This is a genomic window from Klenkia soli, assembly GCF_900103975.1.
GTDB lineage: Bacteria > Actinomycetota > Actinomycetes > Mycobacteriales > Geodermatophilaceae > Klenkia > Klenkia soli.
The window spans coordinates 233,938-246,785 of the sequence record NZ_FNIR01000001.1 but is presented as its reverse complement, the minus strand read 5'-3'; the positions used below and the strand labels follow the sequence as shown (position 1 = coordinate 246,785).

At 74.2% G+C, this 12,848-nt stretch carries 15 protein-coding genes; 10 read left to right on the top strand and 5 right to left on the bottom strand.

The genetic code is table 11. The features are described from left to right. The first annotated feature begins 25 nt into the window (after positions 1 to 25). The 3 genes from BLS67_RS01285 to BLS67_RS01275 all read left to right on the top strand — a co-directional run bounded on the left by BLS67_RS01285 (position 26) and on the right by BLS67_RS01275 (position 3,088). Positions 26 to 1,720 carry an ABC transporter family substrate-binding protein gene (locus tag BLS67_RS01285; RefSeq protein WP_091238232.1) on the top strand — a complete coding sequence of 565 codons (1,695 nt, stop codon included), beginning with the start codon at positions 26 to 28 and terminating at the stop codon, positions 1,718 to 1,720. 76 nt (positions 1,721 to 1,796) lie between these two features. Beyond that, entirely contained in the window at positions 1,797 to 2,687 is an 891-nt protein-coding gene (gene mshB / locus BLS67_RS01280; protein WP_091238228.1) for an N-acetyl-1-D-myo-inositol-2-amino-2-deoxy-alpha-D-glucopyranoside deacetylase, read from the top strand. After that, complete coding sequence (locus tag BLS67_RS01275) at positions 2,684 to 3,088, top strand: hypothetical protein (RefSeq protein WP_091238227.1); 405 nt, start codon at positions 2,684 to 2,686, stop codon at positions 3,086 to 3,088. The genes mshB and BLS67_RS01275 overlap by 4 nt, the downstream gene beginning before the upstream one ends. Here BLS67_RS01275 and BLS67_RS01270 read toward each other — a convergent pair. Next, a complete protein-coding gene (locus BLS67_RS01270; protein WP_091238224.1) occupies positions 3,042 to 3,797 on the bottom strand; it encodes a GNAT family N-acetyltransferase in 756 nt (251 codons plus the stop codon). The two genes, BLS67_RS01275 and BLS67_RS01270, sit on opposite strands and share 47 nt — an antisense overlap. Positions 3,798 to 3,897: 100 nt before the next feature. Here BLS67_RS01270 and fdxA point away from each other — a divergent pair, with 100 nt between their 5' ends. Beyond that, positions 3,898 to 4,218, top strand: a complete 321-nt coding sequence (gene fdxA, locus BLS67_RS01265) for a ferredoxin (RefSeq protein WP_091238221.1) — start codon at positions 3,898 to 3,900, stop codon at positions 4,216 to 4,218. Then, complete coding sequence (gene dapC, locus BLS67_RS01260) at positions 4,215 to 5,312, top strand: succinyldiaminopimelate transaminase (protein ID WP_091238218.1); 1,098 nt, start codon at positions 4,215 to 4,217, stop codon at positions 5,310 to 5,312. The genes fdxA and dapC overlap by 4 nt, the downstream gene beginning before the upstream one ends. Here the strand turns inward: dapC and BLS67_RS01255 are convergent. Next, positions 5,309 to 6,208: a hypothetical protein gene (locus tag BLS67_RS01255; RefSeq protein ID WP_242653699.1), complete on the bottom strand. Its 900-nt coding sequence runs from the start codon at positions 6,206 to 6,208 to the stop codon at positions 5,309 to 5,311. The two genes, dapC and BLS67_RS01255, sit on opposite strands and share 4 nt — an antisense overlap. Positions 6,209 to 6,279: 71 nt before the next feature. Between BLS67_RS01255 and BLS67_RS01250 the strand changes: the two genes are divergently transcribed. Next, positions 6,280 to 7,392 carry an alpha/beta fold hydrolase gene (locus BLS67_RS01250; protein ID WP_091238212.1) on the top strand — a complete coding sequence of 371 codons (1,113 nt, stop codon included), beginning with the start codon at positions 6,280 to 6,282 and terminating at the stop codon, positions 7,390 to 7,392. A gap of 3 nt (positions 7,393 to 7,395) precedes the next feature. Here BLS67_RS01250 and dapD read toward each other — a convergent pair whose 3' ends face one another. Then, the gene (dapD, locus tag BLS67_RS01245; protein WP_091238209.1) at positions 7,396 to 8,370 is read right to left on the bottom strand and encodes a 2,3,4,5-tetrahydropyridine-2,6-dicarboxylate N-succinyltransferase; all 975 of its coding nucleotides are present in this window, start codon (positions 8,368 to 8,370) and stop codon (positions 7,396 to 7,398) included. Between the two features lie 33 nt (positions 8,371 to 8,403). Here dapD and dapE point away from each other — a divergent pair, with 33 nt between their 5' ends. From dapE to BLS67_RS01225, 4 genes are read left to right on the top strand one after another with little or no spacing between them, the layout of a single operon-like run. Continuing rightward, a complete protein-coding gene (dapE, locus tag BLS67_RS01240) occupies positions 8,404 to 9,513 on the top strand; it encodes a succinyl-diaminopimelate desuccinylase (RefSeq protein WP_091238203.1) in 1,110 nt (369 codons plus the stop codon). Beyond that, positions 9,510 to 10,307, top strand: a complete 798-nt coding sequence (locus BLS67_RS01235; RefSeq protein WP_091238198.1) for an LOG family protein — start codon at positions 9,510 to 9,512, stop codon at positions 10,305 to 10,307. Before dapE ends, BLS67_RS01235 begins: the two co-directional genes overlap by 4 nt. Before the next feature lie 4 nt (positions 10,308 to 10,311). After that, positions 10,312 to 10,653, top strand: coding sequence for a DivIVA domain-containing protein (locus BLS67_RS01230; protein WP_242653697.1), 342 nt, complete (start codon positions 10,312 to 10,314; stop codon positions 10,651 to 10,653). Continuing rightward, positions 10,646 to 11,104 carry an SRPBCC family protein gene (locus BLS67_RS01225; protein ID WP_091238194.1) on the top strand — a complete coding sequence of 153 codons (459 nt, stop codon included), beginning with the start codon at positions 10,646 to 10,648 and terminating at the stop codon, positions 11,102 to 11,104. The genes BLS67_RS01230 and BLS67_RS01225 overlap by 8 nt, the downstream gene beginning before the upstream one ends. On the opposite strand, the gene BLS67_RS01220 is transcribed toward BLS67_RS01225, so the two are convergent. Together BLS67_RS01220 and BLS67_RS01215 are read right to left on the bottom strand one after the other, a co-directional pair. After that, on the bottom strand, positions 11,080 to 11,571 hold the full coding sequence (locus BLS67_RS01220; protein ID WP_091238191.1) for a hypothetical protein: 492 nt from the start codon (positions 11,569 to 11,571) through the stop codon (positions 11,080 to 11,082). The genes BLS67_RS01225 and BLS67_RS01220 overlap by 25 nt on opposite strands. After that, complete coding sequence (locus tag BLS67_RS01215; protein ID WP_091238188.1) at positions 11,568 to 12,824, bottom strand: molybdopterin-dependent oxidoreductase; 1,257 nt, start codon at positions 12,822 to 12,824, stop codon at positions 11,568 to 11,570. Before BLS67_RS01215 ends, BLS67_RS01220 begins: the two co-directional genes overlap by 4 nt. Positions 12,825 to 12,848 lie beyond the last annotated feature (24 nt).

Below are 12,848 nucleotides of genomic sequence, written 5' to 3'. Positions count from 1 at the left end.
TCACGCACGCACCCCGGAGTGACCTTTGAGACGAGTTCGACGTCCGTTCGCCGCCGTCGCCGCCGTGGCGGCCGCGGCCCTGGTGCTGTCCGGCTGCTCCGGCGGATCCGGGTCCGACGACTCCGGTGGCGGGGGTACCCCGACCGAGGCCACCGCCAACGACATCAACCCGGTCGACCGCGCCGACCTCACCCAGGGCGGCGACCTGCGCTGGCCACTGACCGAGCTGCCGCCGAACTTCAACTACAACCAGCTCGACGGCACGCTGAGGGACACCGCCGACGTCATCAGCGCCGTGCTGCCCGCGGCGTTCGACTTCGCCGCCGACAGCACCCCCACGGTGAACGCGGACTACTTCTCCGACATCGAGCTGACGTCGGAGGACCCCCAGGTCATCACCTACACGATCAACCCGGACGCGGTCTGGTCCGACGGCACCGACATCACCGCCGCCGACCTGATCTCGCAGTGGAAGGCGCTCAACGGCACCAACCCCGAGTTCAACGTCTCGGCGACCAACGGCTACGACCAGATCGCCTCGGTCGAGCAGGGCACCGACGAGCGGCAGGCGGTGGTCACCTTCGCCAACCCCTACGCCGACTGGCAGGCCCTGTACGCCCCGCTCTACCCGGCGTCGACCAACGACGACCCGGCGGTGTTCAACACCGGCTGGACCACCGGCATCCCGGTGACCGCGGGCCCGTTCGAGCTCGGCGGCATCGACACCACGGCGCAGACCGTCACCCTCGTCCCCGACGCCGACTGGTGGGGTGACGCGCCCCTCCTGGACTCGATCGTCTTCCGCGTCATCGACGGTGACGCCCAGATCGACGCGCTGGCCAACGGCGAGATCGACTTCATCGACATCGGCCCGGACGTCGACAAGTACACCCGCGCGCAGGGCATCGACGGCGTCACGATCCGCCGGGCCGGTGGCCCCAACTTCCGGCACATCACCATGAACAGCACCTCCCCGGTGTTGTCCGACGTCGCCGTCCGGCACGCCCTGGGCCTGGCCATCGACCGGCAGACGATCGCCGACGCGCTCCTCGGGCCGCTGGGCGGTGATGCGGTGAAGCTGGACAACCACATCTTCATGACCAACCAGGACGGGTACCAGGACAACGCCGGTGACCTCTCCGACGTCGACGTGGACGCCGCCAACGCGGAGCTCGACGACGCCGGGTGGACCCGCGAGGGCGACGGCACCCGCACGAAGGACGGTCAGAGCCTGACCATCCGGTTCGTCATCCCCGCCGCGGTGGCCACCAGCCAGCAGGAGGCCGAACTGGTGCAGGGCATGCTGGCCGAGGTCGGTGCCGACGTGCAGATCGAGACCGTCCCCAGCGGCGACTTCTTCGAGAACTACGTGAACACCGGCGACTTCGACTTCACCGTGTTCTCGTGGCTGGGCACGCCGTTCCCCATCAGCTCCTCGCAGTCGATCTACGGCCAGGTGCAGGGCGACGACATCCAGCAGAACTACGCCCGGGTCGGCAGCCGGGAGATCGACGACCTGTTCGCCCAGGCGACCTCGGAGCTGGACCCCGACGCCGCCCGCGACCTGGGCAACCAGATCGACACCCTGATCTGGGAGGAGGTCCACTCGCTGACCCTGTACCAGCGTCCCGACCTCAAGGCCCAGGTCGACAACCTGGCCAACTACGGGGCCGTCGGCTTCGCCTCGGTCCGGTACCAGGACATCGGGTTCACCTCGTAGTCCACGGATCCTGCAGGTCCAGCTCGCACGCAGCGGGGGTCGGCTCGTCGCCGGCCCCCGCTGCCGTTCCGGTTCAATGGCGCAGGTGATCGCCGACCGTCGCCTGCTGCTCGTGCACGCCCACCCCGACGACGAGTCGATCAACAACGGGGCCACGATGGCCCGGTACGTCGCCGAGGGCGCCCACGTCACCCTCCTCACCTGCACCCTGGGCGAGGAGGGCGAGATCCTGGTCCCCGAGCTCGCCGGGCTCGCCGCCGACCAGGCCGACCAGCTCGGCGGCTACCGGATCGTCGAGCTGGCGAACGCGATGGCCGCCCTGGGCGTGACCGACCACCGCTTCCTGGGCGGCACCGGCCGGTGGCGCGACTCGGGCATGATCGGCACGCCGGCCAACGACCACCCGCGGGCGTTCTGGAACGCCGACCCCGACGAGGCGGTGGCGGCCGCGGTGGCCGTCCTCCGCGAGGTGCGCCCGCAGGTGGTGGTCGGGTACGACGAGCACGGCGGCTACGGGCACCCGGACCACATCCAGGCCCACCGGGTCACGATGGCCGCCGTCGCGGCCGCGGCTGCGCCGGGCTACCGACCGGAGCTGGGGCCGGCGCACGACGTGGCCAAGCTGTACTGGACGTGCGTGCCCGTCTCGGTGCTGCAGCGCGGCCTGGACGCCCTCGCCGCCGCCGACACCGGTTACGTCGGCGTCACCGACGCCCGGGACATCCCCTTCGCGGCAGCCGACGAGGACGTCACCTGCGAGCTGGACGGCGCCGCGTACCGCGACCGCAAGGCGGCCGGCATGGCGGCGCACGCCACCCAGCTCACCCTGGACGGCGGGTTCTTCGCCCTGTCCAACAACCTGGGCCAGGAGGTGCTCACCACCGAGTACTACCGGCTGGTGCGCGGCGACCGCGGCCCGGGTGCCGGACCGCAGGGGTGGGAGACCGACCTGTTCGCCGGGCTGTGACCGCGCTGCGCACGGCCGGGTGGGCGGTGCTGGCCCTCGTCGTCCCCGCCTGGCTGGCCGTCGTCGAGGTGCTGTGGCTGCCGCTGCGGATCGGCCCGGTGCCGGTCCCGCTCTCGGTGGTCGGCGCGGCGCTGGGCAACCTGCTGCTGGTCACCTGGGCGCACCGGCTGTCGGGGTCACGGGTGATCGCCCTGCTGCCCGCGGCGGTGTGGGTGGTGATCGCGGTCGGCGCCTCGGTGCGCCGATCCGAGGGCGACCTGCTCATCACCGGCGCGACCACCGCGACCCAGCTGGTGGGCCTGGCGTTCCTGCTGGTCGGCGTGCTGTTCGCGTCGTTCGCGGTCGGCCGGGTGCTCAGCCGACCGGTGCGCGCCGGTAGTGGTAGCGGTGGTGCTCGATGAATCCGAGCCGTCGGTACAGCGCCCGGGCCGCGGTGTTGCCGCCGACCACCTGCAGGTAGCACCAGCGGGCACCGCCGTCCACGGCCCAGGACTGCAGCCCGCGGGTCAGCGAGGTGGCCAGCCCGCCTCGGCGGGCCCGCTCGGCGACGGTGACCGCGGTGATGCCCAGCCAGTCGTCGGTCAGCACCCCGCGCGCGACGGCGACGACCGTGCCGTCGACGTCCCGGACCGAGGCGAAGGCCGTGCGGTCGGCGTTGCCGAGCACGGCGGCCGCGCCCGCGGGGAGCGGGTCGCCGTGCTGCCGGGCGGCGGTCAGCCACTCCTCGTCGGGGTCGGCGGTGACGGCCACCGTGGCCCGCGGGCCCGGCTCCTCGTCGTCGAGCTCGACCGTGAGCACGAGCGTGTCCTCGTCGCGCTCCCAGCCGGCCGCGGCGAAGGCGGTGTCGGCGGCGCGGGCCTGCCGGCCGGGCAGCTGCACGCAGGGGCGCAGGCCGCGCTCGGCGTACCAGTCGGCGACGACGTCGACGGCCTCGGCCAGCGGGATCCCCGGGTCGCCGACGGCGAGCGCGGAGTGGGCGCGGCTGGTGAAGCCGCCCCCGCCGGCGCGCAGCAGCCACCGGCCCAGCGGCTGGGTCTCGGAGCCCTGCCAGCCCCGCGCGGCGAGCAGCTCCAGCTCGGCGACGTCCAGCGGACTCCGTCGTTGTCCCACGGTCCTCCTCCCGGGCGGCGGGATAGGCAACCCTGACCTCGATGCTGCCGTACCGGACGCCATACTGGTCGCAGCTTCGTCCTACCCCCGGAGGGACCCCGTGACCTACGTCATCACCCAGGCCTGCGTCGACGTCCTCGACAAGGCGTGCATCGACGAGTGCCCGGTGGACTGCATCTACGAGGGCGACCGGATGCTCTACATCCACCCCGACGAGTGCGTCGACTGCGGCGCGTGCGAGCCGGTGTGCCCGGTCGAGGCCATCTACTACGAGGACGACGTCCCGGACAAGTGGAAGGACTTCTACAACGCCAACGTGGAGTTCTTCTCCGAGCTGGGCAGCCCGGGCGGCGCCGCCCGCACCGGGAAGATCAACAAGGACCACCCGCTGGTCGCGGCCCTGCCGCCGCAGGGGGAGTGAGCTCCCGCACGCTGCCGGACTTCCCCTGGGACTCGCTGCGCCCGGCCCGCGCGCGGGCGGCGCAGCACCCGGGGGGCGTGGTCGACCTGTCCATCGGCACCCCGGTGGACCCCACCCCCGACGTGCTGCGGACGGCGCTGGCCGCCGGGTCCGACGCGCCGGGCTACCCGACCGCGCTCGGCACGACCGACCTGAGGCTCGCGGCCGCGAACTGGCTGCAGCGGCGGCTGGGGGTCACCGTCGCCGACCCGCTGGGCGACACCCCGTCGGTGATCCCCACCGTGGGGTCCAAGGAGCTGGTGGCGCTGCTGCCGACCCTGCTCGGCCTGCAGGGCGGCACCGTGGTGATCCCCGAGGTCGCCTACCCGACCTACGAGGTCGGCGCGGTCGTCGCGGGCCTGCGGGTGCTGCGCAGCGACGTGCCGCCCGAGGACGTCGCCGACCCGGTGCTCGTGTGGCTGAACTCCCCGGGCAACCCGCACGGCCGGGTGCTCACCCCCGACGAGCTGCGGGCCTGGGTCGCCTGGGGCCGCGCGCGCGGGGTGCCGGTGGTGGCCGACGAGTGCTACGTCGAGCTGGGCTGGGACGTCGTCCCCACGTCGGTGCTGCACCCCGCGGTCGCCGGTGGCTCGCACGAGGGCCTGCTCGCGGTGCACTCGCTGTCCAAGCAGTCCACGGCCGCCGGCTACCGGGCGGGGCTGCTGTCCGGCGACCCGGCGCTGGTCACCCGGGTCTGGGAGGCCCGCCGTCACCTCGGCCTGCTGGTGCCCGGTCCGGTGCAGGCCGCCGCGGCCGCCGCGCTGGGCGACGACGCGCACGTCGAGCTGGCCCGGTCGCGGTACGGCGCCCGGCGGGAGCGGCTGCGCGCGGCGGTCGAGGCGTGGGGTGGCCGCATCGAGCACTCCGAGGCCGGCCTGTACCTGTGGACCACCCGCGACGAGGACTGCTGGACCACCGTCGACCGGTTGGCCGACCTGGGCATCGTGGTCGCGCCGGGGTCGTTCTACGGCCCGGCGGGCCAGCGGCACGTCCGCATGGCGCTGACCGCCACCGACGAGCGCGTCGACGCCGCCGTGCAGCGGCTGACCGCCTAGACCGCGAGCTGCAGGAGCAGGCCGCCGGCGTCCTGGCCGGTGTTCTGCTGCCAGCCGATGTCCGGGGTCCAGGTCCACTCGCCGAACCGGACCTGGGTCAGCTGCAGGTTCTGGGCGTGCGCCACCGCCCAGGTCGCCTCGGGCCACCCGGCGGCGGCCACGGACACCACGCCGTCGGGCAGGACCGTGGGGGAGCCGGCCTCGCGGCGGACGACGTCGGCGACCGCGGCCGACCGGGCGTCCACCGGGCCGGCGGCGTCGGCCGGGGTGAAGGTGCACGACAGCGCGGCCGGGGTGTCCGTCAGGAGGGCGGTGGCCAGGGCGGTGCCCATCTCCTCCCACTGCTGGTAGGCCTCCGGGAACCCGGACCGCTGCACCGCCTGGGCCACCTCGGTGAGGCGACCGGCGTCCCAGCCGGGGACCTCGACCAGGCCGTCGAGGAACTTCCCCGTGGCGTAGACCGGGTCCTGCACCTGCTCCGGGGTGCCCCAGCCCTGCGAGGGCCGCTGCTGGAACAGGCCGAGGGAGTCGCGGTCGCCGTAGGACAGGTTGCGCAGCCGGGACTCCTGCTGCGCCGTCGCCAGCGCGATGACCGTGGCCCGGGCGGGCAGCCCGCGGGAGCGCGCGACGGCGGCGATGGTGGCGGCGTTGGCCGCCTGCTCGTTGGTCACGGTCACCGGTGACCCCGCGACCGTGCAGCGACCGGCCACCGGCGGCACCCCCTGGCTGTCGGTGTCCCACGAGAGGCCGACGACGGCGACCACCACGACCAGCAGCGGGGCCCACAGCCCGGCCATGCGCCCCGCACGCTTCCTCCGTCGGGCGGCCGGACGGGCCGTCGATCGGGGACGGGGACGCGCGGTGGCGGGGCGGGCCGCCGGCCGTGCGCTGGTCACCGCACCCAGGGTAGGTGGGCACGCGCCGGGAACCGTCCCGGACACGGCCCGGGCTGGCTACCTTGTGCGCCATGACGAGCGCCCCGACCGAGCACCTGCTCCCCGGCATCACGGCGACCCTGGTCGAGACCGGCGGGTTGACCCAGCAGGTGCTCCACCGCGAGGACGTCGACCCGCGCGGGGCCGGCGAGGCCGTGCTGTTCGTGCACGGCAACGTCAGCTCGGCGCTGTTCTGGCAGCAGCCGCTGCAGGCGCTGGACCCGGCCTGGCGGGCGCTCGCCGTTGACCTGCGCGGCTTCGGCGGCACCGACCCCGCCCCGGTGGACGCCACCCGCGGGGTGCGCGACTGGGCCGACGACCTCGACGCGCTGGTCACCGCGCTCGGCCTGGAGCGGGTGCACCTGGTGGGCTGGAGCATGGGTGGCGGCGTCGTCCTCCAGCACCTGCTCGACCACGCCGAGCGGGTCGCCTCGGTGACCCTGGTCGCGCCGGTGTCGCCCTACGGGTTCGGCGGGACGACGGGGCCCGACGGGCACCGCGTGCACGCCGACGGCACCGGTGCCGGGGCGGGCGGTGCCAACCCCGACTTCGTCGCCGCGCTGGCCGCCGGCGACACGACGGCCGGTGCCCCGACCAGCCCCCGGTCGATCCTGCGCGCGTTCTACGTGGCCCCCGGCAGCCTGCCGGTCGACCCTGGTCTGGAGGACGTCTTCGTCGCCTCGATGCTGACCACCGCGACCGGGGAGGACAACTACCCCGGGGACGTCGTGGCGACCGACGCCTGGCCGGGCGCGGCACCGGGCGGGCGCGGGGTGCTGAACACGATGTCGCCGACGGTCTTCGACGTCTCGGGCATCACCGAGCTGGCCGTGAAGCCGCCGGTGCTCTGGATCCGGGGTGAGGCCGACCAGGTCGTCAGCGACACGTCGGCGTTCGACCTGGCGTTCCTGGGGTCGATCGGCGCCGTGCCCGGGTGGCCCGGGGCCGAGCAGTTCCCGCCGCAGCCGATGGTCACCCAGACCCGCGCCGTGCTGGACCGCTACGCCGCGACCGGCGGGGCCTACCGCGAGGTGGTGCTGCCCGGCGTCGGCCACTCCCCGCACGTCGAGCGCCCGCAGGAGTTCGTGGTCGCCCTCCTCGAGCACCTCACCACGCCCCCGGCCGAACCCGCCGGGCTGACCTGAGCCTCAGTTCGCGTGCAGGGCGGTGTTCAGCGCGCCCCAGTCGCCGTCGCGGGGGAGGGCCTCCAGCGCCCCGGAGACCGAGTTCCGGCGGAACAGCAGGCCGGGGCGGCCCGAGAGCTCGACGGCCTTGACCACCGAACCGTCGGGCAGCGTGACGCGCGAGCCGGCGGTGACGTAGCACCCGGCCTCGACGACCGACTTGTCGCCGAGGGAGATGCCGACGCCGGCGTTGGCCCCCAGCAGGCAGCCCGAGCCGATCGACACGACCTGCTTGCCGCCGCCGGAGAGGGTGCCCATGATCGAGGCGCCGCCGCCGATGTCGGAGTCGGCGCCCACGACCACGCCGGCCGAGATGCGGCCCTCGACCATCGCGGAGCCCAGCGTGCCGGCATTGAAGTTCACGAAGCCCTCGTGCATGACCGTGGTGCCCTCGGCCAGGTGCGCGCCCAGCCGCACGCGGTCGGCGTCGCCGATGCGCACGCCCGTGGGCAGCACGTAGTCGACCATCCGGGGGAACTTGTCGACGTGGGTGACCGTGACGTGCCCGTGCGCGGCCCGCAGCTTCGCCGCACGCACCGGCGTCCAGTCCGCCGCCTCGACCGGCCCGGCCGACGTCCAGGCGACGTTGGCGAGCAGGCCGAACTGACCGTCCAGGTTCAGCCCGTGCGGGCGGACCAGGCGGTGCGACAGCAGGTGCAGGCGGAGGTAGACGTCGTGGGCGTCCACCGGTGCGGCCGACAGGTCGGCGATCGTCGTGCGGACGCCGACCACCTCCACGCCGCGGGCGTCGTCGAACCGGACCAGCGACCCGAAGTCGGTGCCCAGCGCGGACTCGACCTCCAGCGTGCCGAGCTGCTCGGTGCCGGTGGTCGCGGCCGGCCGCAGCTCGGGGGTCGGGTACCAGGTGTCGAGGACGACGCCGGCGGTGGTCACGGTGGCCAGGCCGACGGCCGAGGCCCCGGCGGGTGCATCAGTCACGGCGCCGAGGCTACCGACGCCTAGGCTGGCCCGGTGCCGAGCCTGGACCTGACCGCCGACGTCCTGACGCTGACCCGGGCCCTGGTCGACACCCCGTCGGTGTCGGGCACCGAGGAGCCGCTGGCCGACGCGGTCGAGGCCGCGCTGCGTGCCCTCGGCGGTCTCGAGGTGGTGCGGATCGGCAACAACGTGCTGGCCCGCACCGACCTGGGCCGCGACACCCGGATCGTGCTGGCCGGCCACCTGGACACCGTGCCGATCGCCGACAACGTGCCCAGCCGCCTGGAGACCGTGGACGGCCAGGAGCTGCTGTTCGGCTGCGGCACCAGCGACATGAAGGCCGGCGACGCGGTGCTGCTGCGGCTGGCCGGGTTGTTCGGCGTCCCCGGGGCGCAGCCGGCGCACGACCTGACGTTCGTGCTCTACGACAACGAGGAGGTCGAGGCGGTCAAGAACGGCCTCGGCCGGGTGGCCCGCGAGCTGCGGGGGTGGCTGTACGGCGACCTCGCGATCCTGCTCGAGCCCACCGACGGCGACGTCGAGGGCGGTTGCCAGGGCACGATGCGCGTCGTCCTCACCGTGCCGGGCACGCGGGCGCACAGCGCGCGCTCCTGGCTGGGGCGCAACGCGATCCACGGCGCGGCGCCGATCCTGGCGACGCTGGCGGCCTACGAGGCCCGCGAGGTCGACATCGACGGGCTGCACTTCCACGAGGGCCTCAACGCGGTGAAGATCGAGGGCGGGGTGGCCGGCAACGTCGTCCCCGACGAGTGCCGGGTGACGGTGAACTTCCGGTTCGCCCCCGACCGCGACGAGGACGACGCCGAGGCCCACGTCCGCGAGGTGTTCGCCGACGCGCTGGCCGCCGGCGTCACGTGCGAGGTCACCGACATGTCCGGCGGTGCGCTGCCCGGCCTGTCCGAGCCCGCCGCCGCGGCGTTCGTCGCCGCGGTCGGCCGACCGGCCCGGGCGAAGCTCGGCTGGACCGACGTCGCGCGGTTCGCCGCCTTCGGCATCCCGGCGGTCAACTACGGTCCCGGTGACCCGAACCAGGCGCACCAGCGCGGCGAGCACGTCCGGGTCGACCGGCTGCAGCCCGCGGAGGACGCGTTGATCTCATTCATCACGGGGAGCACGGCATGAGCGACGGAACCCGGCGGGCCCGCACGCGGGGCCCGGTCCAGCTGCGCGGCGGCGAGCCCGACCCCCGCCGGGAGGGGACGACGACCGACCAGCGGCTGCTGGACTCCCGCGGCCCGTCGGACTGGGTGCACGGCGACCCGTGGCGGGTGCTGCGGATCCAGTCCGAGTTCGTCGAGGGCTTCGGGCTGCTGGCCGAGCTGCCCCGCGCGGTGAGCGTGTTCGGCAGCGCCCGCACGAAGCCCGACGACCCGTTCTACGCCGCCGGGGTCGAGCTGGGCGCCGCACTCGCGCACGCCGGCTACGCAGTCATCACCGGCGGCGGGCCCGGCGCGATGGAGGCGGCCAACAAGGGCGCCTGCGAGGCCGGCGGCATGTCGGTCGGGCTGGGCATCGAGCTGCCGTTCGAGCAGGAGCTCAACGAGTGGGTCGACGTCGGCATCGCCTTCCGCTACTTCTTCGTGCGCAAGACGATGTTCGTGAAGTACGCCCAGGCGTTCGTGATCCTGCCCGGCGGGTTCGGCACCCTGGACGAGCTGTTCGAGGCGCTGACCCTCGTGCAGACCACCAAGGTCACCCGGTTCCCGGTGATCCTGTTCGGCACCGCCTACTGGTCGGGGCTGCTGGACTGGATCCGCGGCACGCTGGTCGAGCACGGCACGGTGTCGCCGAAGGACCTGGACCTGATCACGGTCACCGACTCCGTCGAGGACGCCGTCGCCACGATCCAGCGGGCCGAGGCCGCGCGGGACGCCGCGGGGCAGGAGTCCGGCGAGCCCGCCCCGGTCGAGGGGTGACCCGGTGCTGACCTTCGTCGTCTTCGTCGTCGGCCTGGTGCTGGTGGGGGGTCTGCTCTTCCTGGGTGCCGCGCTGCTGCTCGGGCGGGGCGAGACCCAGCCCCCGGCGGAGCTGGACCGCTCACCGGTCGAGCTGCCCGACGACCGGCCGGTCACCGGGGACGACGTCCGGGCGCTGCAGGTGTCGGTGACCGTGCGCGGGTACCGGATGACCGAGGTCGACTGGCTGCTGGACCAGTTGGCGCAGACCATCGACGAGCGCGACGTCGAGATCGCCCGGTTGCGGGCCGACCTCGAGGCATCCCCGCCGTCCGTCGTCGCCGAGGAGGAGTCACCCCGTGCCTGAGCTGGTCGAGACCGTGGACGTCGCCGCACCCCCGGAGCAGGTGTTCGCCGCCCTGGTCGACTGGACCAGCCAGGGCGAGTGGATGCTGCTCACCGACGTCGAGACCGTCGACGGCGAGGCCCAGGGGGTGGGCGGCCGCATCGAGGCGCGCACCGGCCTGCCGCTGCCCGGTGGACGACGGCTGGGTGTGCTGGACCGGATGACGATCACCGGCTGGGAGCCGCCGTCGGTCGTCGACGTCCGGCACACCGGTCGGGTCGTGCGCGGCACCGGCAGCTTCCAGGTGCGCGAGCGCGCCGGCGGCTCGACGTTCGTCTGGGTCGAGACCCTCGACCTCCCACTGGGCGCACTGGGCCGGCTGGGGTGGCCGCTGGTGAAGCCGGCCTTCGTGGCCGGCGTCCGGCTTTCGCTGCGCCGGTTCGCCCGCTACGCGGAGTCGCGCGCCCGGTGAACCCGCAGCGCGGCCCACGCCGCGCTGACCGCCAGCACGACGCCGACCACGACCACCAGCGTCACGGTGAAGTTGCGGGTCTCGAACGAGGTGTCGCCCTCGTCGCCGCCGAAGCCGAGCGCGAACGGCAGGGCCACCAGGGTGATCGATCCGCTGAGCGCCGCGCCGACCACCATCGGCGCGCGGGCCGCTCGCGGCAGCACCTTCGCGGCCAGCCACCCCAGGGCGATCCACAGCGGGGCGATCAGCAGGTCGTGCAGCAGCGCGCTGCCGACGAACCAGATGCCCCAGGAGATCTGGGCGGTGGTGCTCAGGTGGGTCCACAGGCCGTAGGCGCCGACGCCGACCGCGACCAGCCCGGGCACGAGGAACAGCCAGCGCCACCACGGGGTCAGGGCCGAGCGCAGCGGGCGGCGCTCGTCGCTGACGTAGCGGGGGTCCGGCGGCGGGGTGCTCAGGACGGTCACGAGCCCACCCCTGCGGCACCGGGGGCGATCCGGCCCAGCCACTTGGTCTGCATGGCACCGGGCCGGTTCGGCGCGATCAACCGGACCGGGTAGCCGTGGTCGATGTCCAGCTCCACGCCGTTGAGCTGCAGCGCCAGCAGGGTCTTGTCGCTGGCGGAGTGCGGTCGACCGACGGTGGACACCCGGTAGGACCCGCCGGTCTGGATGGACTCGACGTGCACGACGGTGCCCCGGGGGTGCCCGGCGGCGTCGAGGACGTCGCGCAGCCGCGGGCCGGTCCAGTCGGCGCTGGCGCTCCAGCCCTCGACGCAGGCGATCGGCAACCGCTCGGTGTGCTGCGGGAAGGCCTGCAGGTCGGCCAGCGAGAGGCTCAGCGGGGTCGGGCCCTCGACCACGAGCCGGAACGCGGGGTCGACGGCGGACTCGGTCACGCCGGCCGTGATGCCGGTCTGGTTCACCGGCAGGCCCTGGGGGCCGACGCCGGGGATGCGGGGCGCGAGCACCGAGACCTGGGCCAACGGGGAGATCGTCTGGCCCCACTGGGTCAGCGCCACCGCGCCGGTGGCCACGGCCGCGGTGGTGACGAAGGCCCGCCGGCTGACCGCGCCGGTCTCCTCGGCGTCGGTGGTGGCGTAGGCGGCGTCCACCTCGGCCGGGGAGAGGCCGGCGACGGAGGCGGCGGTGCCGCGGCGGGCCAGCCCGCGGCGGATCTGCGGGGCGTAGGAGCCGACGTGGGTGAGGACGGCGCCGACCGCGACCCAGCCGGTCCAGTAGTGGGCGACCTTGAAGGAGAAGCCGAACGGGTACCACTGGCTGATGTTGATCAGCCCGGTGACCAGCATGAACACCGCGCTGCCGACCAGCACCAGGATCGAGATCCGGCCCACGGCCTTGGCCGGGGTCGCCGCCGGCGGCCAGCTGAAGAGCTTGGGGTAGACCGTCCACAGCTTGACCAGCAGCAACGGGATCAGCGCGAGCCCGACCATGACGTGGGTGCCCTGGGTGACCCGGTACAGCCACACCGGGCCGGCCGGCCAGACGAACCAGCTCGGCGGCTGCTGGATCAGGTGGCTGATCAGCCCGGTGAGGAAGCAGACGACGAACCCGCTGCCCAGCCACACGCCGACCCGGGACGCCCGGCGCTCGGTGTGCAGCGGGCTGGGGAAGGCGCCGTCGGCGAGCGGACCCCGGCGCAGTGCGTCGGGCGGGTCGGGGAGCCTGGCCCCGAGCACCTTGTCCAGCGGTCGCGTCACGAGACTCCTCATCGGCTGGTGGCG

Excerpts from the sequence above, each read along its gene's own strand:
- mshB (WP_091238228.1), top strand. The coding sequence starts at position 1,797 with ATGGCGCAGGTGATCGCCGACCGTCGCCTGCTGCTCGTGCACGCCCAC.
- BLS67_RS01250 (WP_091238212.1), top strand. The coding sequence starts at position 6,280 with ATGACGAGCGCCCCGACCGAGCACCTGCTCCCCGGCATCACGGCGACC.
- BLS67_RS01235 (WP_091238198.1), top strand. The coding sequence starts at position 9,510 with ATGAGCGACGGAACCCGGCGGGCCCGCACGCGGGGCCCGGTCCAGCTG.